Source organism: Acinetobacter haemolyticus, assembly GCF_003323815.1.
In the GTDB taxonomy this organism is placed as follows: Bacteria; Pseudomonadota; Gammaproteobacteria; order Pseudomonadales; family Moraxellaceae; genus Acinetobacter; species Acinetobacter haemolyticus.
Genome location: NZ_CP030880.1, coordinates 424,782 through 451,756 on the forward strand (window position 1 = coordinate 424,782; position 26,975 = coordinate 451,756).

14 protein-coding genes and 3 tRNA genes are annotated in these 26,975 nt (G+C 42.5%); 4 read left to right on the plus strand and 13 right to left on the minus strand.

Translation table 11 applies throughout. From position 1 onward, the window contains the following. Positions 1-50 precede the first annotated feature (50 nt). Positions 51-2,261: a TRAP transporter large permease subunit gene (locus tag DS737_RS02065; RefSeq protein WP_004641016.1), complete on the plus strand. Its 2,211-nt coding sequence runs from the start codon at positions 51-53 to the stop codon at positions 2,259-2,261. Positions 2,262-2,368: 107 nt separating this feature from the next. Here DS737_RS02065 and DS737_RS02070 read toward each other — a convergent pair whose 3' ends face one another. From DS737_RS02070 to rnr, 6 genes are all read right to left on the minus strand, one after another. Then, positions 2,369-3,238 (minus strand): DMT family transporter, encoded by an 870-nt coding sequence (locus DS737_RS02070; protein WP_113996650.1) that lies wholly within the window; start codon positions 3,236-3,238, stop codon positions 2,369-2,371. A gap of 61 nt (positions 3,239-3,299) precedes the next feature. Beyond that, a complete protein-coding gene (locus DS737_RS02075) occupies positions 3,300-3,749 on the minus strand; it encodes a hypothetical protein (RefSeq protein WP_004641011.1) in 450 nt (149 codons plus the stop codon). A 12-nt stretch (positions 3,750-3,761) separates the two neighbouring features. Further along, positions 3,762-3,968, minus strand: a complete 207-nt coding sequence (locus DS737_RS02080) for a YheV family putative metal-binding protein (RefSeq protein WP_005086820.1) — start codon at positions 3,966-3,968, stop codon at positions 3,762-3,764. A gap of 38 nt (positions 3,969-4,006) precedes the next feature. Continuing rightward, positions 4,007-6,046, minus strand: coding sequence for a M3 family metallopeptidase (locus DS737_RS02085; RefSeq protein WP_113996651.1), 2,040 nt, complete (start codon positions 6,044-6,046; stop codon positions 4,007-4,009). Then, the gene (locus tag DS737_RS02090) at positions 6,043-6,708 is read right to left on the minus strand and encodes a hypothetical protein (protein ID WP_228206837.1); all 666 of its coding nucleotides are present in this window, start codon (positions 6,706-6,708) and stop codon (positions 6,043-6,045) included. Before DS737_RS02090 ends, DS737_RS02085 begins: the two co-directional genes overlap by 4 nt. 87 nt (positions 6,709-6,795) lie before the next feature. Continuing rightward, positions 6,796-9,234 (minus strand): ribonuclease R, encoded by a 2,439-nt coding sequence (gene rnr, locus DS737_RS02095; RefSeq protein ID WP_113996652.1) that lies wholly within the window; start codon positions 9,232-9,234, stop codon positions 6,796-6,798. A gap of 258 nt (positions 9,235-9,492) precedes the next feature. Here rnr and DS737_RS02100 point away from each other — a divergent pair. From DS737_RS02100 to DS737_RS02110, 3 genes are all read left to right on the plus strand, one after another. Continuing rightward, a tRNA-Ser gene (locus DS737_RS02100) sits at positions 9,493-9,582 on the plus strand. A gap of 11 nt (positions 9,583-9,593) precedes the next feature. Then, positions 9,594-9,670: transfer RNA gene (locus DS737_RS02105), tRNA-Arg, on the plus strand. A 47-nt stretch (positions 9,671-9,717) separates the two neighbouring features. Then, positions 9,718-9,794: transfer RNA gene (locus tag DS737_RS02110), tRNA-Arg, on the plus strand. 19 nt (positions 9,795-9,813) lie between these two features. Here the strand turns inward: DS737_RS02110 and DS737_RS02115 are convergent. The 7 genes from DS737_RS02115 to DS737_RS02155 form a co-directional block, all read right to left on the minus strand. Further along, the gene (locus DS737_RS02115; protein ID WP_017395341.1) at positions 9,814-10,878 is read right to left on the minus strand and encodes an AbrB family transcriptional regulator; all 1,065 of its coding nucleotides are present in this window, start codon (positions 10,876-10,878) and stop codon (positions 9,814-9,816) included. Between the two features lie 65 nt (positions 10,879-10,943). Beyond that, a complete protein-coding gene (locus DS737_RS02120) occupies positions 10,944-12,440 on the minus strand; it encodes a tripartite tricarboxylate transporter permease (protein WP_005086812.1) in 1,497 nt (498 codons plus the stop codon). 14 nt (positions 12,441-12,454) lie between these two features. After that, positions 12,455-12,898 carry a tripartite tricarboxylate transporter TctB family protein gene (locus tag DS737_RS02125; protein WP_017395342.1) on the minus strand — a complete coding sequence of 148 codons (444 nt, stop codon included), beginning with the start codon at positions 12,896-12,898 and terminating at the stop codon, positions 12,455-12,457. A gap of 96 nt (positions 12,899-12,994) precedes the next feature. Next, positions 12,995-13,990 carry a tripartite tricarboxylate transporter substrate binding protein gene (locus DS737_RS02130; RefSeq protein ID WP_005086808.1) on the minus strand — a complete coding sequence of 332 codons (996 nt, stop codon included), beginning with the start codon at positions 13,988-13,990 and terminating at the stop codon, positions 12,995-12,997. A gap of 517 nt (positions 13,991-14,507) precedes the next feature. After that, a complete protein-coding gene (locus tag DS737_RS02140; protein ID WP_004640990.1) occupies positions 14,508-15,617 on the minus strand; it encodes a porin in 1,110 nt (369 codons plus the stop codon). 530 nt (positions 15,618-16,147) lie between these two features. Beyond that, positions 16,148-20,446, minus strand: a complete 4,299-nt coding sequence (locus DS737_RS02145; protein WP_162784518.1) for a hypothetical protein — start codon at positions 20,444-20,446, stop codon at positions 16,148-16,150. A gap of 615 nt (positions 20,447-21,061) precedes the next feature. Continuing rightward, positions 21,062-26,545 carry a beta strand repeat-containing protein gene (locus DS737_RS02155; protein WP_113996655.1) on the minus strand — a complete coding sequence of 1,828 codons (5,484 nt, stop codon included), beginning with the start codon at positions 26,543-26,545 and terminating at the stop codon, positions 21,062-21,064. Positions 26,546-26,975 lie beyond the last annotated feature (430 nt).

Here is a 26,975-nt window from a genome sequence, read left to right on the forward strand (position 1 = left end):
ATGATTCAACATCTTTGGATGGATGTTGATAACAATAAATTGGAATAGACATGCAAAATGATCAAGAGAAAAAGTCTGGATTAGGTCTACTGAGTTATATCTGGACAGAGTGGATATCAGCCTTTGTTATTCTCATCTTACTCTTAGTAACACTCGTGATTGGTACGGGTGAGATGATCCATGGGCAGTTATTACGTATGGGTGAACGTCTGTACGGCGATCCGAATATTGGGATGCAATATTCGTTTCTACGGGCTGAACCGAGTAAGCCAACCTGTGATCGTAACCCAAATATCGATGCACAAGTTCAAGAGCAAATGAAGATCAATGCTGCGGATGAGTTTGCAAGCATGTTTGGTGTTGCTTCAGAATCTGATGTTCGTTCTTCACTACTGGCTGCACAACAACAGTGTGAAGAAAAATATGTCTTCTATGATAAAGCAATGGCGCATATTGAAGCGAATCCGAGTGTTCGTACCTATCGTACGATAGAGACGTCCTTTTTCGGCATCTTTAAATTTGGCTCTGAAAATCGTGCATTATTGTTAGTCATTATGGTGGTCTTTGCTGCTATTAGTGCCACGATTAAATCACATCATATTGGTTTACGTAGTCCAGCCACTAGAATCGATTTCCGTATTTATAATACGGCAATGGTATTAGGTAATGGTTTACTTACTTCCTCTGTGATTAGCCAATACAACTCGGTACTTAATTCTGGTGTACCTTTTGCCTCTGGCATGAATGTGATTTATTGGTTATGGATGATTTTATTTGGATCATTGACCTTAATCAGTCTATTCCATTTGATTAAATCACCACCGCCAACTCGTGAAGGAGGTAATGTTGGTTTAGCCTTCTTGAGTATCCCGTTATATGCTTATATGGCGATTATTACAGGGGTGGCATTTACCTTCTTCATGGATTATCCAATGGGGCAAGGGATCTATCTTGGTCAGTTGGTTGAGTTTTCAAATATCTTCTTAAATCTTGCCTTGTTTATTTGGGCAGGTATGTTGCTTAAGCAGACACGTATTGTTGATTTATTCTTAAATATTTTACGTCCGTGGAACTTAGCGCCAGAAACCTTAACATGGTTAATTTTGATTGCAGCTGCATTACCAACCGCCTATACAGGGGCATCTGGTATCTTCGTTATTGCAGCCGGTGCGATTATTTATAAAGAAGTGTGGAATGCTGGTGGTCGTCGTCAGTTTGCATTGGCAGCAACAGCACTCTCTGGTTCATTGGGTGTGGTATTACGTCCATGTTTATTAATCGTTGTCGTAGCATCTTTAAATAAAGAAGTGACAACTGATTTACTTTATACACATGGTATGTATGTCTTCTTATTGACTTCAACCTTGTTCTTAATCATTTCTTTGTTCTTTGCAGAGCAAAAATTCCGCATTTCACCGCCGAAAATTGCTTTGCCTAAATCATTGCGTGCGTTTGTTCCTGTAGCACCATATATCGTAATCTTTATTCTGATTTGGTTATTCTACAAGCATGCATTGTCAACGGATCTAAATGAATTTACAGCACCAGTGATGATGCCAGTAATTCTATTGTTGATGGTATTGTTTGATAAGTTGCGTAAAGAACCTGCGCCACTAGCGCCAGTTGGGCATTGGGACAGTACGTTAAACACGTATACTGCGCCACCAGATGGTTCACAACCTACACCGAAAGTGAATCCTGCAGATGATCCTCGCAACCCAGAGCGTAAAGTTCCATTTGGAAAAGCTTTACATCTCTCAACAACTGAAACAGTCGGTCATATTGGTGCCTTGATTATCCTTATGGCATTGTCTGTCAGTGTAGGTGGTTTCTTAGAACATATTGAAGTGATGGAAGCATTCCCGCGTGACATCAGTAGTATGTTTATTGTGATCAGTTTAGTGGTTGTGTTCATGGTTCTCGTAGGGATGATCATGGATCCATTTGGTGCGGTAATTTTGATTTCCGCAACGGTTGCACCAGTGGCTTATCAATATGGTATAGATCCTGTTCACTTCTGGATGATTGCATTGATTGGCTTCGAGCTAGGTTATGTCACACCACCTGTTGCCTTGAATCACTTATTGGCACGACAAGCAATTGGTGATGATGAAGTACGAGCAGCCGACGAAGAAGTGAAGCATTTGTCCTTCTACTATCGTTTCGAACGTTGGATATTGCCATTATTGGTAATGGTCCCAGCAATCCTGATTGTTGCGTATATTCCTTATTACTTTAAGTTGTTTGGTTGGTACCAATAAGCAGTGAATAAAAAAGCACCTTCGGGTGCTTTTTTATGGCATGTGTAAATCTGAGTGGGATAGAAAAATCGGTTTTATGTTGTTGTCATCAATTGTATAAGAGGAGATTATTTGGCTTTTTGCATGATTGGACTACATAAAAAGATCGCAATCAAAATAAAGCCAAAACCAATTAGACTGTAGGTATCAGGTAATTCGTGCCAAAGTAAAAAGCCCCAGATACCTGCAAAGATAATCGCGACATAGTTGATTGGAGCGATCTGACCTGCTGGCGCTAGACGATACGCATGTGACATAAATAGTTGACTAACATTGGCGAGTACACCAGCCGCAATCAGAAAGAATAATTCTTCAAGTTGATAGGGGCGCCAAACCCAAAACATCGGGATGCCTGAGAGTAGAGCACCGATAAAGCAAAAATAAAATACGATGCGCTCTGGGGGCTCGGTCTGGGTAAGCGCGCGGACAGTCACAAATGCCATCGCTGCACATAAACTAGAGGTGATTCCAATGATTGATAACCAGTTCAATAGCCCTTGATCAGGCTTTGCCACAAAAAATACCCCAATAAAACCGAGTGCTGCCGCGCAAAGCATTAGCGTGCTGATACGTTCTTTAAGAAAGAGCCATGCAATAAAAGGAATAAAGATTGGGGAAGAGTAGGTAAAGACCATCGCATTGGATAATTCAAGATGAGCAATTGCATAAAAGAAACCGTACATTGCAGCTAATCCAATAATACTTCGCCAAGTATGCATCCAGATTTTTTCTGTTTTGACAAAATCGGTGCCTTGTCTATAAATGAAAGGTAAGAACAGTATCAATCCAACTAAGTTTCTGAAAAAGACAATGGTGTAGTTATCGATGGTATGTGATGCAAAACGGATGCATATGCCCATAAGTGAGAATAAAAAAGCTGAAAACGTCAGGCATGCGATTGCAAGAACGACGGGGTGACGTTGACTGACGATAGGCATAAAATAAAAATGCTAGAAGGGATGATCACATTCTAGCAAATTGAATAGCTTAAAAGCTGTTTTACGATGCTTGTGTTTGGAGCAGTTGTGCTTCTAATAGTTTGATTTGTTCTTCTTTGAGTTTTATTAAAGTATCAGCATCGTGGTGTTGGGCTTGTAACTCTTGTTTCTGATCTTTAAGCTGGTGTTGAATATCATCTAATTTAGCAATTTCTTCTTTTGCTAGGCTTTCATTGTTTGGCACAGCTGCTTTGAGTATTGATTCTTCAACCAGTTGAATCGGAGCTGGGTCACTTTCCTCATTTACATGACTCATCATCGCAGCGCTAGCGGCTTCGACATTTTCTAATGAAGTCGTTACAGGATTGGGTTGGCTTACAGCTGTTTCAGTTTCTGCTGTATGGTTAGATAACAGCCACTGTGCAGTAAAAAATATCAGCACAACGAGGCTAATCCCACCAATGATCATCCATAATAATTTGGAGTTGCTTGTTTGGGCTGGTGACGTCATTTTTTTAACCTTCTAGTCAAAATGACGAGGTTTGAACTGTATCACCCCAATTTCATCTGGCTCAGCGGGTTGCGACTCTTCCACATGGGTCGGACGTTTTTCGCTATAAGCACATTCGATACATTCAATCCACTCGTCATCCACAGTAATGATTTTAACGACACGATCCAAAGCCCCACATTTTGGGCATTTAGCGCCCGCGATGAATTGTCTTTTCATGTCAGTTAATACCATCCTGTGAACAATAATGACGTAGTTTAAGCGGTTTTATCTGTCTTCGTCCAACCTTGATGACGCAATAATGCATCTATTTTTGGTTCTCTTTTTCTGAAATTGCGAAACGCATCAAGTGCTGTATCTTTTCCGCCAACTGCTAGAATAAACTTTCGAAATTCTTTTCCAGTCTCTGTGTTAAAAATACCTTCATTTTCGAATCGGTCAAAGGCATCACTGGCTAAAACTTCTGCCCATTTATATGAGTAATAACCTGCAGCATAGCCACCTGCAAAAATATGACTAAAACTGTGTTGGAAACGGTTATAAGCAACAGCAGGAACAACTGAAAATTTATTGCGAATATCATCCAATGTGGCTTGGATTTGCTGACTATTCAAAGCAGGTGTTTGACGGTGAATAGTTAGGTCAAACAAAGCAAATTCAATCTGACGCAAAGTCTGCATACCTGATTGGAAGAAACGCGCATTCAACAATGCAGTTAACAATTCTTGCGGCAAGGTTTGCTTGGTTTCAATATGCTCGCTAAGTACATCTAAACTTTCATTGTCCCATGCCCAAAACTCCATGAACTGGCTTGGTAACTCCACTGCATCCCATGCAACGCCGTGTGTGCCTGCAACCGAGATATTATCCACTTCGGTGAGCATGTGATGTAAGCCATGACCAAATTCATGGAATAGGGTAATCACTTCATCATGCGTCAGCAGGGCAGGCTGATCGCCAATCGGTGGTGTAAAGTTACACACCATATAGCAAATTGGTTTTTGCAGACCATTTGTGGTTTGTACGCGGGAACGGAAGCCGCTCATCCATGCGCCACCACGTTTGCCATTGCGGGCATATAAATCGAAGTAGAAACCACCAACTACTTGGCCTTGATCTTCAATTTCAAAATAACGCACATCGTTTTGCCAAACAGGTGCCTGACGTTCAACGATCTGGATACCATAAAGACGTTGAACGATTTGGAATAAACCAGTCACCACTTTGGGAGCTGGGAAATAGGGTTTAAGTGCTTCTTGAGACAAGTTGAATTGCTGTTGTTTCAGCTTTTCAGAATAATAGGTGGCATCCCACGGTTTGAGTTCTTCGATACCATCCTGTTGTGCAATTGCTTTGAGTTCAGCGATTTCGGCAAGAGCAGGTGTGCGTGCATGTTCTGCCAAATCCACTAGGAATTTATCGACGGTTTCGACGTTAGGTGCCATTTTGCTGGCCAAGGAGTATTCAGCAAAATTGTTAAAGCCAAGTAGTTGTGCCATCTCTTGACGTAAGCTCAGAATTTCTTCCATCACAGGGGTATTATCAAATTCAGTCTTGTCAGACTGCTCTGAAGCACGAGTCACGTAGGCTTTATACATCTCCTCTCTAAGTTCGCGATCGTCAGCATAGGTCATAATCGCAAAATAAGCAGGGAAGTCGAGTGTGGCAACGGCTTGATCAAGCTCACGCTGTTGTCCGTATTGCTTTAATAGCTCAATACTGCTTTGTGGTAAGCCTTTGAGTTGTTCTTCTGTTAATGGTTTGAAATAAGCTTGCGTTGCATCGAGTACATGGTTAGAGAAATCTGAAGACAGTTGTGATAAACGTGCTGAGATTTCCGCATAACGTTTTTTGGCTTCGCCTTCAAGTGCAACGCCTGAAAGTTTGAAATCACGTAACGCGAGTTTAATGGCACTTTGTTGAGCTTCGCTCAGACTTTGGAACGCAGCGCTGTCATGTATCTGTTGATAGGTTTGATACAACGCTGTGTGCTGTCCAAGCTGAGTGTAGTATTCGCTTAAACTCGGTAAAAGTGATTGATAGACTTCACGGGTTTCGGCATTGTTCATGACCGCATTGAGGTGTGACAAAATGCCCCAAAACTCACTCATGTTATTTTCAAGCTGATCAACTTCTGCCAATATTGCAAGTTGTGCTTCGGTGTCTTGAGGAGCTTCATTGAGTTGATTTAAGAAATTTTGACCATTTTGAATGGTGCTTTCAATCTGTTGTTTTAAGTCGGCAAGTTGGATTTGATCAAACTGGGGAGTGGGGAGTGTCGCTTGCTGTAGTGTCATTGTATTTTTGCCATATCATCTTTAAACATAGCTATAGATGTAAGGCTTAAAGCTGGAGAAATCAAGGTTGATTTATTATTTATTCGATAGGTTTTGGGGGGGATCTGAATTTCATCAATTGATAGTATATATGTACCGAAACGACTTTGACGAGTAGTTAGCTTTAATTTGAGTTGATGATTTTTATACGCTTCATATTCTTTCAAAGTAATTCTGAAAATAGGAATTCCTGCATAAATTGTTTGGAAAGAATAAAAATCTGTATTTCTGGAGTGTTTTTTTACGGCAGTCGCTGATGCTTCTACGATTTGAGGCTGTCCAAGCATATATGTCCATATCATTGGGAAAGTGCCTGCTAAGTTGAACCAGAATATAGGAAGAATAAATAAAGGAAAAATAACTAACACGTGAAGTTTAGGCTGCATTTGTACGCGTCGCCATTGTCGTGGAATCACCCACTCCTGATTCATTTTCAAATTGAGAAAGTAAAGCATGAGCAATACATAGAAAAAGCTAGCAATTACCAAGGCGACAAACTTTACTGTTAATGTAGGTGAAAAGTTCCCTTTAAATATATAAATAGCCGTACTAATACTTAAAAAGAATAAACAAGCAAGTACATAGTAATGATAATAATATTTTGTGATTTGGTAATGAGGCATTAGGATTTTATTTGTATTTTGAAATTGTTTATTTATGCATTATATAACAAAAAATAAGAGAGCCAAAGCTCCCTTATCTTTTATCAATTACTCAGCCTTTGCTTTCGCATTCGACTTTTTCTTTTTCACTTTCTTTTTGGCTTTTTCTTTACCTTCAGGCTTAGTCGAAGCCTTTTTAGCTGGCTTTTTGCTATAAGAACTTGGTTTGTTCTTATCTTTTTTCTTGCGTACAGGTTTTTCATCGTCTTCGCCGACTTTAGCTTTCGTCGATGATGGTGTTTTGCCAAAAACTTCTTCAGTTGTTGAAGCACGATTCGAGCTAGAAGGATTCGCAGTACGAGGTGCTTTTTGGCGAATGACGCGACCTAAATGGGTGAGTTGTTGTACCAATTGGAAATCGATTTTACGTTCTTCCAGATTCACGCCTGCCACTTGAATCTTGACTTCATCACCGAGGCTAAACGATTGTCCACGGTTCTGTCCGATTAAACTTTGGCTGGCTTGATCATAGAGGAAGAAGTCTTCACCTAATTGACTCACATGAATCATGCCATCGACATAGAGATCTTTAAGGGTAACAAATAGACCAAACTCAGTCACGGCACTGATCACCCCAACGAATTCATCGCCTAGATGTTGTTGCATGTAGTGACATTTCAGCCATGTGGTTACACTGCGTGAAGCTTCGTCAGCACGACGTTCTGTTTGTGAGAAATGCTCGCCTGCATCATCGAGCGCCGCACCTGACAATGGATAAGGTTTTTGTTGTAAATAAGCCTTGATCGCACGGTGTAATAATAAGTCTGGATAACGACGAATTGGTGAAGTGAAGTGCGTATACGCCTCATAAGCAAGACCGTAGTGTCCTGAGTTCTTCGCACCATAATAAGCTTGCATCATCGAGCGTAACAAAACGGCATGAATACTTGGTGCATCTAAACGATCTTTAGTTGCTTCAATAACACGTTGATAATCCGCTTGTGTTGGCTGTTCAGGGAACGGTAAACCAAGCAACTTCACAAAATCACGAACTTTTTGAATACGTGAAAACTCCGGTGCTTCATGTACACGATAAAGCATCGGAATATCGTGTTCTAAGCAATACTCTGCAGCCGCAACGTTAGCCAATAACATACATTCTTCAATGAGTTTATGTGCATCGTTACGTGTGCGTGGCAAGATTTCCTTGATTCCACCTAACTCGTCAAAGGTCATGTAGGTTTCAATGGTTTCAAATTCCATTGCATGACGTTCAGCTCGGAGGCCTTTAAGCGTTTGATAGAGTTGGAATAGTGTGTTTAGTGATTTATGAATGGTCTTGTCTTCAGGAATCGCATCTGTTGCACCTTCAAAATATTGACCAACTTGGGTGTAGGTCAAACGTGCTTTGGAATGCATCACCGCAGGATAGAACTCATAACCTGTCACTTTACCTGCACGTGATAGTTTTAAATCACAAACCATACATAAACGGTCTACATGCGGATTTAGAGAACACAATCCATTCGACAAGGCTTCTGGTAACATTGGCAGGACGAAGTGCGGGAAATAAACCGATGTGCCACGATCTTCCGCTTCTTCGTTTAATGGCGACTCTAAACGAACATAATGGCTTACATCTGCGATTGCCACCACAACACGGTAACCGCCTCCTGGGCGCTTCTCCGCATACACAGCATCATCAAAGTCGCGTGCATCTTCACCATCAATAGTGACGAGTGGCAGATCTCGTAAATCAACGCGATTTTTTATGTCTTGTGCAGAAGGTTCTTTAAAGCTTTCAGCTTCTTTAATCACTGCTTCTGGAAATTCATAAGGCAAACCAAATTCTAAAATTGTTTGCGGGATAATAATTTCAGTATCCGCTTTGTCTGCCATGGATTGAACCACGTGACCAGTTGCAAGTTCTTCACGAGTCGGATAATCATCAATCGCAACACGTAACATATCACCCACTTTGGCATTGGCATGTTCAATCAGTTCTTTTTCTAGTGTAATCGGTTGATGCTGATTTGGATTACTTGGTTGAATAAAGTATTCACCTTGATGTTCAGCAACTTTACCAATGATTTGTTTCACGCGGCGCTGTACCACTTCAGTAATGAAGCCCCAAGCTTTACCTTTGCGATCAACTGAAGTCTGACGTACTTTAACGCGGTCACCATTAAATACGAGACGCAACTCACGTTCAGGTAAGAGGACATCATCTTGTCCTGCGATATTTGCAGTACCTAAACCTTTACTATTGATATAAACCGTTGCTTCGTAGCTAGGCGCATCTGTTGCGGGCTGATATTTAAAACCATCCTTCATCAGTTGACCATCGCGAACCATCGCACTTAAACGATGGTTCAAGGCATCAATACTTTTTTGGTCTTGAATATTAAAATGCTCAACGAGTTCTGCGTGAGATTGCGCAGTTTTTAATTGTTCTAATGTAGTAAGAATAAGAGTTCGGCTCGGAATAGGATTATCGTAACGTTCAGCTTCTGCTTTTGCTTCGGGATCAACCCAATTTGTAGTCATATCGTTTCATTTCACATCTGGCAGATCACTTTAGCATAAGACATTCAAACTTAGACTGCACGTCAAAGATTGCAAGATTGTGTTTATGTCATGGATCTGTATAAAAGAGATGCCTATATTAACAAGTGAAAAGCAAAAAAATGCTGAAAAAATACCAAAATTGTTTAAAAAATATTTGATTGATTTAAAAAAACAGAAAAAATAGGGTTCTTCCCTTGTGTAATGGGGATTTAGTTTGTATTATTGCGCTCGTGTTACGGTGAGATGGGTGAGTGGCTGAAACCACATCCCTGCTAAGGATGCATACGGGTAACTGTATCGAGGGTTCGAATCCCTCTCTCACCGCCACTTTACTTAAGGCGCTCATAGCTCAGCTGGATAGAGCACTTGGCTACGAACTAAGGGGTCGGGAGTTCGAATCTCTCTGAGCGCACCAAGTAAAGATTTAAAAGTAACACACGCCTGCATAGGCACATAAGTAATGCGCTCATAGCTCAGCTGGATAGAGCACTTGGCTACGAACTAAGGGGTCGGGAGTTCGAATCTCTCTGAGCGCACCAACTTAATGAAATAAACCGCTTAATTGCGGTTTTTTTGTGTCTGAATTTTCTTTTGTAGTATTTTATCGAAGAAAAGATATAAATATCCGACTGTTCCCAAGACACCTACCATACGAACCACATGAAATGCAGTCACGATTGGAACACCGAGTTGCAGAACCTTGGCTGTGATCGTCATTTCAGCGACACCACCGGGCGCAAGTCCTAAACCAAGGGTGGCGATAGGAAGATCCGTCCATTGCATCAGTGTATAAGCTAGCAGCCCAGTTAAGAATAATGCGCCTAGATTACAAAGTGCCACAATGCTTAAATAACGCGGGGCGGTTTTAAAAAATCCAGGTTTAAATTTATTACCTAATGACCAACCGAGTAAAACTTGTCCTAGATGAATAATCGGTGTCGGAATTGCGGATAGATGAATATCTTGTGCTGTAAAGAAGATAGCAACCAATAATGCACCAAAGGTCCATGGATTAGGGAGTTTAAACTGAATAAAAATACGACTGGCAATATAAGAGATCAAGACCAAGCTGAAAAAACCAAACCAGTTCACTTCGAGATGTTTTGCGATTTGATCCGTATCAAAACCATGCCAGCCCATAAATTGGTAAAAGAAAGGCACAATCACCACCACCATTAATACGCGTAATGTATGAGCTGATGCAACTTGATCAACGCGTGCCTGATAGTGTTCTGCGAGATGAGACATCTCATTTGCCCCACCAATTGCAGAAGCAAACCATGCGGTTTTAAAGTCGACTTTTGCCCAGCGTTGCAATATAAAGGCACCGATTGCACCGAGTAATAATGCAAACAACAGGCCGATCAGTAATACCAGCCAATGTGATGCGATTAGGTGAATCATCTCTGGTGTGAAATATAAACCGAGCGTGAGTCCAATGATGGATAATCCAATACTACGTGCAGAATTATGACATTCGATGGGGGCGTGATTTATTTTAAGGAGAGCGGTGATGAATAATGGCCCGAGCAGCCATGGAATAGGTAAGTGTAGCCACTGTGCAACAAGTGCACCTAAAAATGCAAGGCTTAGACTCAAAGCATACTTTAGATACAATCGCATAAATCAAATCGCATAAATAAAAGGTAAATGACCGATAGATTTTATTCTCTATCGGTCAACATCATTTAAATCGCTCTGTGACGGTTACGTAACCAGCGGATCAAAGGAAGTACGATCATGATACCTGCTAAAATCCATAATACTTTGGTGATGTAGCCATCGAACAAGATTGACAATTCACCTTGAGAAATAGACAGTGCGCGACGTAAGCTTGATTCCATTAGTTCACCCAAAACAAAGCCTAAGATCAGGGCGGATAATGGGAAGTTGAGTTTACGTAAAATATAACCAAAAATACCCAATCCAACCATCAGAACCAAGTCGAATACTGTGCTATGTATTGCATACACACCAACGAAGCTGACTGCTGCGATTGCAGGAAGAAGAATAAAGTTTGGAACGCTCAACAACTTGGCAAAGAAACGTACCAATGAAATATTCATGATCAATAATAAAATACTGGCAATGAATAATGATGCAATTAGTCCCCAAACAATCGTTGGTTGTTCAGTGAATAACTGTGGACCAGGCGTAATATTGTAAAGCGTTAATGCACCTAACATCACAGCTGTGGTACCTGAACCAGGTACACCTAGAGTTAACATTGGAATAAATGAACCACATGCCGAAGCATTATTGGCTGCTTCAGGTGCTGCAATACCACGTAAATCGCCGTCACCAAATTTTCCATCTTTTCCCGCAAGTTTTCGTTCGCTGGTATAAGACATTGCACTGGCAATTGTTGCGCCTGCGCCCGGTAAAATGCCGACAATGAAGCCCAGTAGCGAACTACGAATCGTGGTTTTTAGGGTGAACAAAAATTCTTTTAGGTTGAAAAGACTGCGTTTACCTTGTCCAAGTGCTTTCTGTCCAATCGCTGTTTTTTCTAACATAATCAGAATTTCACTGATACTGAAAAAACCGATCACGATGGTAGTGAACTGAACGCCATCACTGAGGTTTACTGAGTCAAATGTAAAGCGATAGACACCTGTCACTGCATCGACACCAACGGTAGCAAACAGTAATCCGATCAAGGCTGCTACGGCTGTTTTAATCGGTTGATCACCCACGAGGCCACTTAAACAGGTCAGAGCAAATACCATTAAAACGAAATATTCAGCTGGTCCGAAAACAATTGCCCATTTTGCTAAAAGGGGAGCAAATAATACGATCCCGATAATTGCAATTAAACTGCCAATAAATGAGCTCATCGCCGAGAGTGACAGCGCAATCCCTGCTTTTCCTTGTTTAGCAAGTGGGTAACCGTCCATGGTGGACATAATTGCTGCTGCATCTCCAGGGACATTGATTAGAATGGCGGAAATTCGTCCACCATATTCACATCCGAGATAAACGGCTGCCAGTAAGATTAATGCACTCTCAGGGGGGAGTCCTAAGGCATAAGCAAAAGGAAGGAGTAATGCAACACCGTTAATTGGACCGAGACCAGGCAATAAGCCGACAATCGTACCAATGAATGCACCAATCAGTGCAATGAATAGGTTTTGTGGGGTTAATGCGACTTGAAAGCCGTACATTAAATATTCAAAAACGTCCATTAATTCTTCCTTGATTAACTAAAAAATCCTAATGGCAGTGGTACATCTAATATGTAGTCAAATAACCCATATAAGAGGCAGCCAAAAACAATGCCTGTGATTAGTGATGCTTTTAAACTTCCTCCGAAGAGGGTACCGACAAGGAAAAACATGATGGCTGTTGCAATAGGGAAACCTAAGAACTCAAAAGTAACGGCATAAATCAGCATAAACAGCATCAACAAACCGATTTTTTTTAAGACGGATGGGGTGTATCCCAGATCAATAAATTCAGCGAGTTTTTGAGGTCTAAAGGTAAGATATAAACAACATGAAATTAAAAGTAATAACAGGAGTACAGGATAAGGACGTGGTCCTAACGGGTCATATGCAATGGGTGCGACATAGCCCCAAGCCAAGTAGAGTAGGCCAAGACTGACGAGTCCTAAGGTCCCTGAAAAAATCCTTTCTGCGGACATAGATCATTCCTTTTTCATTAAAATTCAGGAACACTTCAACCCTGAGTTTCATTCTATGAAAGATCAGCGATTGAAATGTTTTCTGGGTTTTAAGTGCTATTTTGTAACGAGGTCGAACTCTTTAGATAACGCTCTTAATTGATTGGTTTGTTGGATTACAAACTGATCTAATTCTTCACCTGTCATGGAGAGCGGGAGTAGCTCAAACTGTTGACGTGATTGCTCAAATTTTGGATCTTGCATCATTTTTTCAAATGAAGTTTTCCACCATTGATAAGCTTCGTCACTGACTTTTGGACCAACGTAATATCCACGTACAACTGGCCATTGAATGTCATAACCTTGTTCTTTTGCAGTCGGAATGTTTGCTAATTCATTTGGTAGACGTTCAGGAGCAAACACGGCTAGAGCACGTACTTTTCCTGATTTAATATGAGGGATGACTTCAGCAATTCCAGCGCTGACCACTTGGATGTGATTACCCAGAACAGATGTTACCGCCTCACCGCCGCCTTCTAGGGCAATGTATGTCATGTCTTTAGGATTTACACCTGCAGCTTTTGCAAGCATCGCAGTTTGCATCCAGTCCTGACCGCCCACACTACCACCTGCGCCGAAGCTCACGGATTTCGGATTTTTCTTGAGTGCAGCAACTAAGTCGTTAAGATTTTTATATGGAGATTCTGCATTGACCGCAACCACGCCATAATCTGTCCCGACAATCGCTAACCAGCGAACATCTTTTTCCGTATATTGACCAAATTTTCCTTGGGCAAGGTTGAGTAATGAGCCGGTAGAGAATGCAACAATCGCATTGTCATTCGCAGGGTCGTTAGCAACGATTTTATTGTATGCTACAGCGCCTACACCACCGGGCATATAGGTTACACGCATAGGAGAATTTAAGAGTTTGGTTTCTTTGAAAGCATTTTGTGCCAGTTTACATGTGAGATCGAAACCACCGCCAGGTTTTGCTGGGGCGATACATTCTGGGCGTTTGGGTTCTCCAACTTCACCTTTATTTTTTCCACATGCTGTTAAACCGAATCCTAAGGTCACTAAAGTGCTGGTTAATATAATTCCTCTTAACATCTTAAATGTTTCTCCATAAACGATTATATTTATACGCACAATAATAGTGCATATTTATATTGGCTTCTTTGCCATAATTAAATAAAGTTACATGCGTAAAATTGAGCATTATTCTTTTGGAATCTGGGGTGCTCTTTATCACATTTTAATAACTTTAAATCAGGGTGTTCATCATAAAATTAAACAGAAAAAGCATAGCATCAACTTATATCTTGTGATGATTCATTTTAGAAATATCAAATTACATGCAATTTATTTTAAAAATGTTTGAGTTTAACTATATAAAATAAAAAAATATTTTATTAAGGGTTGTTATTTTAAATTTAACTTTTAAAGCACGAATTAGGTGTTTTAATTTATCTTACTGGGGTGTTTGAATTGCTTTTTATTTTGTTTTTTGAAATTTTGCTCTGGGGTTTAATTGTTTATTTAAGATTTTTTATTCTAAATATGGCTTGTAAAAAAGCCAGAATATTAATCATTCTGGCTTAAGATATTTTATCGGGATTCGATATGTTTAAAACTTAAACTCAAGCCCCGTTCCGACGACAGGTTGTTTGTCTTTCGCATCCGCTTGTTTAAATGTTGCATAACCTGTGTAACCATAAGCTCTAACTTGTTTGTTGAATGCATAATCGACACCTGCCATGATTTGCTGTGCATCATAGTCTGCGTCATTGTTCTTAAAGCTTGTTGTATTTTGGCTGTATTGCGCCTTTATGTTCCATTTATCATGGTTTGGTATTCGATACTCTGCGCCAATTAACCAGCCAACCGAATCGTCAATGTTAGCTGCGCTTGCTGGATTGCCTTTTGCTTCCTCTATTTCAGATTTTTGAATTAATGCTTTGAGTGAAAGTGTTTCGATTGGTTTAATGCGTGCAGTTAATCGTAGTGTATTGGCGGCAGCAAAAACTTTGTCGATATCGATATGAGTGTCTGATGCGTTAAGAAAGCCTTGACCAAGGAGATTGCTTGGAATGGCTTTGTCATAAGCAATTGCGGCAAGAAATATTGGATCTGAATACGTAAGCGAAGTTGACCAAGCATCACCTAAGCCACCACCATCAACAGTTACGCCACCCTGATTGTTCCGGATACCTTGTGCTTCGCCTGTTGCCAACAGTGCACTAAATTCAAGATTTCCTTGTTCTCCGATCGAGAATTTAGGTGAATCATATACAACGGAGTTATTAATGCGGTTTTCACCAGGCATGATGCTGGTAATGTCTGCAGTATTGCGAACATAGTTATTAAAGCTATCAACTGCAGTCGATAATTTTTTTAATGGTGAGTTGTTTTTACCGATCTTTAGAGTCCCTAATTTTTGATCTTTTAATCCTACAAAGCGATCTCGTTGTGACCAATCGGTGCCATCGCCGTCAGCATTAAATGACCATTCGATTTGGTAAATAGCGCTTAGGCGCTCTGTTAGTTTTTCTTCACCTTTAATGCCGAGAAATGAGCTGTTGCTGTTGACCTTCCATACATCGCGATCAGATTTGGCTGCATTGTTTTCAGGTAAATAGTCGAGACTTGCGTCAATCTCACCATAAATCTTTGGAGCAGCGATTGCTGAACTGGTAATAACCGTTAATATGCTGGCAATTAAAAAATTAACTTTCATTTATGTCATCCTAACAATTTAAAATTATGAATAAGCAACCGTCATTTCATTTAAATAAACAAAATATAAAATAGGCCATGCATCTGAGTGAAATATATGTCTTAAAAATAGAGATATAAACTAATTAAGCATAAGCCTTAAGCTGTATTTTCATAATTAAACACTTAAACGTAGGTTTCGTACTTTAAGTGTTTAAGCAATCCTTCGCTAAAGAATAGATTAATGCACGAGGCATGGCCTGTGAACTTATTCAATGCTGATTTTATGGTATTTAAATTGTTTAGGGCATTTAATTTGATTATGGGTGTGTTTAGGGTATTTAATTTGATTATGCATCTTGTTGATTATATTGTTTTTGAAGTGTATGCAATTAGACTTTGGTCTTAATTAAATTGTGATTAGATATAAAGTTTTATTATTAAAGAGATGTAAGTGTGAGTAAGGGAAGGGATTGTATTTAAAATAGATTATTCAGCTTCAAAAAAACCGCTGACGATTGTCAGCGGTTTTTTATCCTGCGAGAGGATTAATTAGAACAGATTTGTGCTTTCAAATAATTGTTCAGATAAGTTCAAGCTTGGAATCGATAGATTGTCTGTGAAGTTGGTTGTTGATCCACTCGCCGACAAGATTTGAGATGAAGACGCAGCACCTAGAACAGAGTCTAAAATACTATCTACACCGCCATTTGAGCTGGTGCAACCACAGTTATCGCCAACATTGATTGATAATAGGCCACCAAGGTTGCCAAGAATATCACCACCAAGGATACCTGTGATTGGACTTAATAAACCGCCATCACCGCCAATTCCACCACCGATGCTTCCGAGGATGCCTCCGCCAAGAAGATCATCACCCACGATATGTTGAATGATATCGGCAGCAGTTGAACCATTGTTGATAAGGGTACCAATTACACCTGTTGCATTGCCTAGAGCCCCACCAAAGTCAGCACCAGCTAGATCAGAAATCGCTTCAAGTGTACCGTTGACGGTATCACGAGAAGTTTCGAAAGTGAGAGTGCCGAGATTTGCAAGATCGCTGACAGGATGTTCAGCTTGAGGGAATACGCCAATGATTGCATCAGCCACGGTATTGATACCTGTATTGATGAGATCAGTTTTTAGACTCTCAACGCCTTGAAGGATATCGATACCTGTTTGAATTACACCAGTGATTGGATTGTTACCAAGATCACCACCACCGATGCCACCAATGATGCCTGTCAAGATATCCAGAGGGCTACCGCCATCACCACCGCCGATACCGCCAATGATGCCAGTGATCAGATCAAGCGGGCTACCATCACCGCCAATGCCACCGATACCGCCAATGATGCCAGTGATGAGGTCAAGCGGACTACCGTCACCGCCAATGCCACCGATACCGCCAATGATGCCAGTGATCAGATCAAGCGGACTACCGTCACCGCCAATGCCACCGATACCACCAATAATGCCAGTGATTGGGCTTAGTAAACCGCCGTCACCGCCACCAATACCACCAATGATGCCGCCACCGAGAATATCTTCACCGATGACATGCTGGATAATGCCTGCAGCAGTTGAACCATTGTTGATAAGCGTGCCAATTACACCCGTTGCATTGCCTAGGGCCCCACCAAAGTTAGCACCAGCTAGATCAGAAATCGCTTCAAGTGTACCGTTGACGGTATCACGAGAAGTTTCGAAAGTGAGAGTGCCAAGATTTGCAAGATCGCTAACAGGATGTTCAGCTTGAGGGAATACGCCAATGATTGCATCAGCCACGGTATTGATACCTGTATTGATGAGATCAGTTTTTAGACTCTCAACGCCTTGAAGGATATCGATACCTGTTTGAATTACACCAGTGATTGGATTGTTACCAAGATCACCACCACCGATACCACCAATGATGCCTGTCAAGATATCCAGAGGGCTACCGCCATCACCGCCGCCGATACCACCAATGATGCCAGTGATCAGATCAAGAGGACTACCATCACCGCCAATACCACCGATACCGCCAATGATGCCAGTGATTAGGTCAAGCGGACTACCGTCACCGCCAATGCCACCGATACCGCCAATGATGCCAGTGATGAGGTCAAGAGGACTACCATCGCCGCCAATGCCACCGATACCGCCAATGATGCCAGTGATCAGGTCAAGAGGACTACCATCGCCGCCAATGCCACCGATACCGCCAATGATGCCAGTGATCAGATCAAGCGGACTACCGTCACCGCCAATGCCACCGATACCGCCAATGATGCCAGTGATCAGGTCAAGCGGACTACCGTCACCGCCAATGCCACCGATACCGCCAATGATGCCAGTGATCAGGTCAAGAGGACTACCGTCACCGCCACCGATACCGCCAATGATGCCAGTGATCAGGTCAAGAGGACTACCGTCACCGCCACCGATACCACCAATGATGCCAGTGATCAGGTCAAGCGGACTACCGTCACCGCCAATGCCACCGATACCACCAATGATGCCAGTGATGAGGTCAAGTGGACTACCATCGCCGCCAATACCACCGATACCGCCAATGATGCCAGTGATCAGGTCAAGCGGACTACCGTCACCGCCAATGCCACCAATAATGCCAGTGATTGGGCTTAGTAAACCGCCGTCACCGCCACCAATACCACCAATAATGCCAGTGATTGGGCTTAGTAAACCGCCGTCACCACCACCGATGCCACCAATAATACCTGTGATTGGGCTTAGTAAACCGCCGTCACCACCACCGATGCCACCAATAATGCCAGTGATTGGGCTTAGTAAACCGCCGTCACCACCACCGATGCCACCAATAATGCCAGTGATTGGGCTTAATAAACCGCCGTCACCACCGCCACCGATGCCACCAATAATGCCAGTGATTGGACTTAATAAACCGCCGTCACCACCACCGATGCCACCAATAATGCCAGTGATTGGGCTTAATAAACCACCGTCACCACCGCCACCGATGCCATCAATAATGCCAGTGATTGGACTTAATAAACCGCCGTCACCACCACCGATGCCACCAATAATGCCAGTGATTGGGCTTAATAAACCGCCGTCACCACCACCGATGCCACCAATAATGCCAGTGATTGGACTTAATAAACCGCCGTCACCACCGCCACCGATGCCACCAATGATGCCAGTGATTGGGCTTAATAAGCCACCGCCGCCACCGATGCCATCAAGGATACCTCCACCGATAAAGTCTTCACCGATGACATGCTGGATAATGCCTGCGGCAGTTGAACCATTGTTGATAAGCGTACCGACTACACCTGTAGCATTACTTAGAGCTCCACCAAAGTTAGCACCAGCTAGATCAGAAATCGCTTCAAGTGTACCGTTGACGGTATCACGAGAAGTTTCGAAAGTGAGAGTGCCAAGATTTGCAAGATCGCTGACAGGATGTTCAGCTTGAGGGAATACACCAAGAATTGTATCTGCGACAGTATTGATACCTGTATTGATAAGGTCGGTTTTTAGGCTTTCCACGCCTTGAAGGATATCGATACCAGTTTGAATCACTCCAGTAACAGGGTTGTTACCAAGATCACCACCACCGATACCACCAATAATTCCAGTGATTGGGCTTAATAAGCCGCCGTCACCACCACCGATGCCACCAATAATGCCAGTGATTGGGCTTAATAAACCGCCGTCACCACCGCCACCGATGCCACCAATAATGCCAGTGATTGGACTTAATAAACCGCCGTCACCACCACCGATGCCACCAATAATGCCAGTGATTGGGCTTAATAAACCGCCGTCACCACCACCGATGCCACCAATAATGCCAGTGATTGGGCTTAATAAACCGCCGTCACCACCGCCACCGATGCCACCAATAATGCCAGTGATTGGACTTAATAAACCGCCGTCACCACCGCCACCGATGCCACCAATAATGCCAGTGATTGGACTTAATAAACCGCCGCCACCACCGATGCCATCAATGATGCCGCCACCGAGAATATCTTCACCGATGACATGCTGGATAATGCCTGCGGCAGTTGAACCATTGTTGATAAGCGTACCGACTACACCTGTAGCATTACTTAGAGCTCCACCAAAGTTAGCACCAGCTAGATCAGAAATCGCTTCAAGTGTACCGTTGACGGTATCACGAGAAGTTTCGAAAGTGAGAGTGCCAAGATTTGCAAGATCGCTGACAGGATGTTCAGCTTGAGGGAATACACCAAGAATTGTATCTGCGGCTGTATTAATCCCTGTATTTATAATTGTTGTTTTTAGGCTTTCGGCACCTTGAAGGATATCAATACCGGTTTGAATCACGCCAGTAACAGGATTATTACCAAGATCACCACCACCGATACCACCAATAATACCTGTGATTGGACTTAATAAACCGCCATCACCACCGCCGCTGATGCCACCAATAATACCAGTGATTGGACTTAATAAACCGCCGCCACCACCGCCGCTGATACCACCAATAATACCAGTGATTGGACTTAATAAACCGCCGTCACCACCGCCGCTGATACCGCCAATAATACCTGTGATTGGACTTAATAAACCGCCATCACCACCGCCGCTGATACCACCAATAATGCCAGTGATGGGACTCAATAAGCCACCACTACTACCACCCACAATGCTTGTTACGGTGTTTAAAGGATTGTTATCGATATCATTAGTAATACTGCTAATTGTATTTGTAACTGTAGTTGGGGAAATAATATTTGTAATTGTTGAAAGTGAAAGAGGCGCTAGGGCAGAAGTACTAGCTGATGAGGTATTACTGTCAATTAGGCTTGAGGTAATACTTTTTATGGGTGAAAGAAGACTTTTGAATAGCATAATTTTACCTATATTTTTAAAGTTGTGTTGTTGTGATTCGATTATTTAGTGATTGCGTATATTGTGATTTGTGTCGCATTAATCATTTTTAATGTTATTCTTTTCAATTATTTTGTCAATCTATGTGATGCTTTGCAGTTAATTGTTAAATATGAATTAATATTAAGTAGGCTATTGAATTTTATTGTTTATTGGTAGATTTTTCTTTTGCATTTCTCGCTAAGCCTTTGCTTTAATCGTTGATTATGCTGATGTGATTTATATTTTTAAGTTTAGAAATCAATGAATTGAATTGTATATGATGATTTATTTTAGATGATGATAAAAGTGTCTGGTTTGGAGTTTATGAAATTTGTTATTTGTTTGAAAGTAAATATTTCTGCCAAACCTTTTTTTTAAAATTATTAATACATTTCAATGAATTAAGATTTAATTATCTATATTCTCATTCGTATTATCTGATCTGCTATTTCATGCTCTTTTTAGGAGCTGTTAATAATACTTATTAATTTAGAATCGTTTACGGAAACGTTGTGTAAACAAGGATAGAGGCACAAGGACTCGTCATATAAAAAACCGCCAACTATTGTCAGCGGTTTTTTGATTTGGGGAGGATTAGAAAAGACTACTATTTCCAAATAGTTGTTCGTTTAAGTTCAAGCTTGGAATCGATAGATTGTCTGTGAAGTTGGTTGTTGATCCACTCATCGAGAAGATTTGAGATGAAGACGCAGCACCTAGAACAGAGTTTAGAATATTATCTACGCCACCATTCGAGCTAGTACAACCACAGTTATCCCCCAGGTTAATCGATAATAGGCCACCAAGATTGCCGACTATATCTCCACTGAGAATACCTGTGATAGGCGCTAATACGCCGCCGTCACCACCACCGATACCACCAATGATGGCAGTGATTGGGCTTAATAAACCGCCATCACCGCCAATTCCACCACCGATGCTTCCGAGGATGCCTCCGCCAAGAAGATCATCACCCACGATATGTTGAATGATATCGGCAGCAGTTGAACCATTGTTGATAAGGGTACCAATTACACCCGTTGCATTGCCTAGAGCCCCACCAAAGTCAGCACCAGCTAGATCAGAAATCGCTTCAAGTGTACCGTTGACGGTATCACGAGAAGTTTCGAAAGTGAGAGTGCCGAGATTTGCAAGATCGCTAACAGGATGTTCAGCTTGAGGGAATACGCCAATGATTGCATCAGCCACGGTATTGATACCTGTATTGATGAGATCAGTTTTTAGACTCTCAACGCCTTGAAGGATATCGATACCTGTTTGAATTACACCAGTGATTGGATTGTTACCAAGATCACCACCACCGATGCCACCAATGATGCCTGTCAAGATATCCAGAGGGCTACCGCCATCACCACCGCCGATACCACCAATGATGCCTGTGATGAGGTCAAGAGGACTACCATCACCGCCAATACCACCGATACCGCCAATGATGCCAGTGATGAGGTCAAGCGGACTACCGTCACCGCCAATGCCACCGATACCGCCAATAATGCCAGTGATGAGGTCAAGCGGACTACCATCGCCGCCAATGCCACCGATACCGCCAATAATGCCAGTGATGAGGTCAAGCGGACTACCATCGCCGCCAATGCCACCGATACCGCCAATGATGCCAGTGATCAGATCAAGTGGGCTACCATCACCGCCAATGCCACCGATACCGCCAATGATGCCAGTGATCAGATCAAGTGGGCTACCATCACCGCCAATGCCACCGATACCACCAATGATGCCAGTGATGAGGTCAAGAGGACTACCATCACCGCCAATGCCACCGATACCACCAATGATGCCAGTGATTAGATCAAGCGGGCTTCCGCCATCACCACCGCCAATAATACCTGTGATACCGCCAATGACATTTGTGATTGGGTTAAGCAAGCCGCCACCGACATTTGGATCACCAATAATACCACCAGCAATTCCTGTGATCGTGCCGACAATGCCAGTACCACCATTGCCATCACCAGCAATTATGCCAACGATATTTGAGACTGGGCTAAGTATGTCTCCTTCACTGAGGCTATTCAGATCTAATACGGAGATTGCATTACCTGAGAAGTTAATCGGAATCGTGATTGGTGCAACGATACTTGCATCATCTCCGTTGCCATTACCGATACCATAGTTATGTTCACCATTGCCCGCACCAATACCATTGAGCAAGCCACCTAATAGGCCAGCACCTGTGCCGAAGCCATTTCCCGCACCATTGCTATTGTTGGTTGTGTCGTTATCTTCAACATGGTTGTTGGTTGTGGTGGATGAGTTGTTGTTTGAGTTCGATGTTGCAGTGCCAAAGACGGAGATTGCATTGCCTGAGAAGTTAATTGGAATTGCTACTGGCATGACAATGCTGGCATCGTCGCCATTTCCGTTACCGATACCGTAGTTATGTTCGCCATTACCTGAACCAACACCATTGAGCAAGCCACCTAAACCTAGGAAACCGCCACCCGAGCCGCCACCTGTACCATTACCGCCACCCGAGCCGCCACCTGTACCATTACCGCCGCCATTACTGTTGTCAGTTGTGTCGTTGTCTTGAACGTAGTTGTTGGTTGTAGTTGATGAGTTGTTGGTTGAGTTGGAGGTTGCATTGCCGAAAATTGAGAAGGCATTACCGTTAGCACTAATAGGTACTGTGATTGGTGCGACAATACTTGCATCATCAGCAATACCATTACCGATACCGTAGTTATGTTCGCCATTTCCAGCGGCAATACCGTTGCCTATGCCACCACCGGTACCATTGCCTGATCCATTCCCACCATTATTGCTATTGTTGGTTGTGTCGTTGTCTTGGAAAAAGTTACTGGTTGTGGTTGATGAGTCATTGGTTGAGTTGGAGGTTGCATTGCCAAAGATTGAGAAAGCATTACCATTGGCACTGATTGGGGTAGTGATTGGCATAACGACAGCAGCATCATCAGCAATACCATTCCCAATACCATAGTTGTGTTCACCATTACCTGCACCAATACCATTGAGCAAGCCACCTAGGCCATTGCCAGATGAACCACCGACACCACTGCCACTGTAGCTGTTGTCGATACTGTCATTGTCTTGGAAATAATTTGAGGTTGTGGTTGATGAGTTGTTGACGGAATTAGAGGTTGCATCACCAAAGATTGAAAAGGCGTTACCGTTGGCACTGATTGGAGTGGTAATCGGTGCGACCACAGCAGCATCATTGGCAATTCCATTCCCAATGCCATAGTTTTTGTCACCATTCCCAGCTGCGGCGCCATTGCCCCAGCCACCAATACCGTTACCTGCACTACCATCACCGACTAGGCCAGTACTACTATTACTATTGTTGGTGCTGTCGTTGTCTTCAAAATGGTTAATTGCTGTTGTAGATGAGTCATTGACAGAGTTAGAAGTTGAGTTCCCGAAGATAGAGAAGGAGTTGCCTAAAGCGTTCACTGGGCTTGTAATCGGCATAACTACACTCGCATCGTCACCATTTCCATTGCCGATACCATAGTTTTGTTCGCCATTACCTGAGCCTACGCCATTGAGTAAGCCACCGCCAATACCATTGCCAGCAGCGCCACCTACACCTGCACCACTGTTGCTATTGTCAATACTGTCGTTGTCTTCGATATAATTGACCGTGGTGGTTGAGCCATTATTGACTGAGTTATTGGTCGAGTCACCAAAGACTGCAAAGGAGTTGCCTAGACCGTTGATTGGCATCGTGATCGGTGCAACCACACTCGCATCATCACCATTTCCATTGCCAATACCATAGTTATGTTCGCCATTACCCGCACTGACACCATTCAATAAGCCACCACCGATACCGTTGCCAGCACTGCCAGTACCACTATTGCTGTTGTCTGTGCTGTCATTATCAAAGACAAAATTTGAAGTGGTTGTTGAGGCATCATTGGTTGAAGCATTATGGGAGTTGCCAAAGAATGAGAAGTCGTTGCCTAGACCATTGAGCGGGGTAGTGATTGGCATCACAATACCTACATCATCGCCATTTCCGTTACCGATACCGTAATTTTGCTCACCATTGCCTGATGCTGGGCCATTACCCCAGCCACCAATACCATTACCTGCATTACCTGTGCCGCTATTGCTATTGTTGACCGTATCATTGTCTTCAACAATATTGGTGGTGTTGGTCGATGCAATATTGGTTGAGGTGTTAGTGGGTTGATCTGGATCTGAACTGCCGAACCAAGAAACATTATTTCCCATTACATTGACAGGCGTAACGATCGGCGAAGTCCAATCAGCATCTGTACCATTGCCGTTACCAATACCGTAGTTTTTGTCACCATTACCTGCACTGACACCATTCAGCAATCCACCAATACCATTGCCAGTTGCACCATCTACACCTGTGCCATTATTGCTATTATTGGTGGTATCGTTGTCTTGGACATGATTGAGCGTGTTGGTTGGTGCTGTATTTGTCGATGAAACACCGCCGCCGCCAGTACCACCAAATGAGTTGCCGAGAACATTAAATGGTGTCGTAACAGGTGTGGTTATACCCACATCGTCACCATTACCATTCCCAATGCCGTAGTTTTGTTCACCATTACCTGAGGCTGGTCCATTGCCCCAACCACCAATACCATTGCCTGTACTACCATCTGCACCAATACCATTGTTGCTATTATTGGTGGTGTCATTGTCTTGAACGATATTTGAAGTTGTGGTTGGTGCTGTATTGACAGAGTTGACTTCACCGCCGCCAATTCCTGCAAATGAGTTGCCTAGCACTTGGAATGGTGTTGTCCATGGTGCAACCACACTGGCATCATCGCCGTTACCATTACCGATCCCATAGTTATGTTCGCCATTTCCAGCTGATACGCCATTTAACAATCCACCAGCATTACCATTACCTGCTGCGCCAACGCCATTGTTACTGTTGTTGGTGGTATCGTTGTCTTCAATGACATTGGAGGTTGTGGTTGGTGCAGTATTGACTGAATTTACGTCACCACCACCGATGCCTGCGACTGAGTTACCCAAAGCTTGAAATGGAGCAGTGACTGGCATGGTGATATCAGCATCATCGCCGTTACCATTACCGATCCCATAGTTTTGTTCACCGTTACCCGCACCAATCCCATTTAACCAGCCGCCGCCATTACCATTACCTGCAGTACCAGTTCCATTGTTATTGTTGTTGGTGGTGTCATTGTCTTGAATATGAGTGGATGAAGTGGTTGGAGCTGTATTGATTGAATTCACGTCACCGCCGCCAATCCCTGCGATTGAGTTACCCACAGCTTGAACAGGCGTTGTCCAAGGCACAGTGACATTTACATCATCACCGTTACCATTACCAATCCCATAATTATGCTCGCCATTACCCGCCGCCACACCGTTGAGTAGGCCGCCGCCATTTCCGTTACCCGCAGCACCAACACCACTGTTACTATTGTTGGTGGTATCGTTATCTTCAATTACTGTGGTTGAGCTAGTTGGGGTCGTATTGATTGAGTTAACATCTCCGCCACCAATAGCAGCGAAAGAGTTGCCTAAAGCTTCAAATGGCACAGTGACAGGCGTGGTGACATTGACGTCATCTCCGTTGCCATTACCGATGCCGTAGTTGTGTTCGCCATTGCCTGAACCAATACCATTTAAGAAACCACCGTTACTGCCATTGCCCGCAGAGATGCCTAAACTACTATTATCTGTGGTGTCGTTATCTTCAATATGAACTGAAGAAGAGGTGGTTGAAGTATTGACTGAGGTGACAGGTGAGGCTTCACCAAGCCAAGAATAAGAATTACCAAGTGAGTGAAATGCTGTTGTAAATGGATAAGTGAAGTTCAGGCCATCACCGTTACCCACACCGATACCATAGTTCTGATCGCCATTACCTGCTGCAATGCCATTGAATAGACCATCATCAACTTGAGTGCCACTATTACTGTTGTTTGTTGTGGTACTTTCCTCGACATGAACTTGTTTTATTGTCGAGACTGTGTTGACAGAAGAAGATGAACCTTGGCTGTTGCTACTCCCCAGCGAGAGTATATTTGTAATGGGTGATAAAATATTTTTAAATAACATGTCGGTATACCTATATATAATTATTGAAGTTTTGTTTTATTTACCTTAATAATTATGTGACTCCTGTCTCATAATCCATGTAATAGTATTTATTGGTTTGCATTGCTGTGTCAATATTGTTATATGTATCATATTTTTAACGGCAATAAATTGAATATAAATCAATAAGCTGGCTTTTGAAAAGCTATTTTTTATTAGAATTTCTACATATATTCTGTTAAGCAACTCATATTATTTATAAAAAATATATAATATGAATTAAAGATCGTTAATGAATGAGTGGTTAGTCAATTTAAACTTAATAATAAGAGTGAAATTAGATCGCTTGTTAAAAAACTATTCTAAATAATATTTAATTTAATTATAAGGTTATGATGGTGCAGGTTAAGGTTTCTATTATTTTTGAAGCGGTGGTTATGTATGAAAAGAG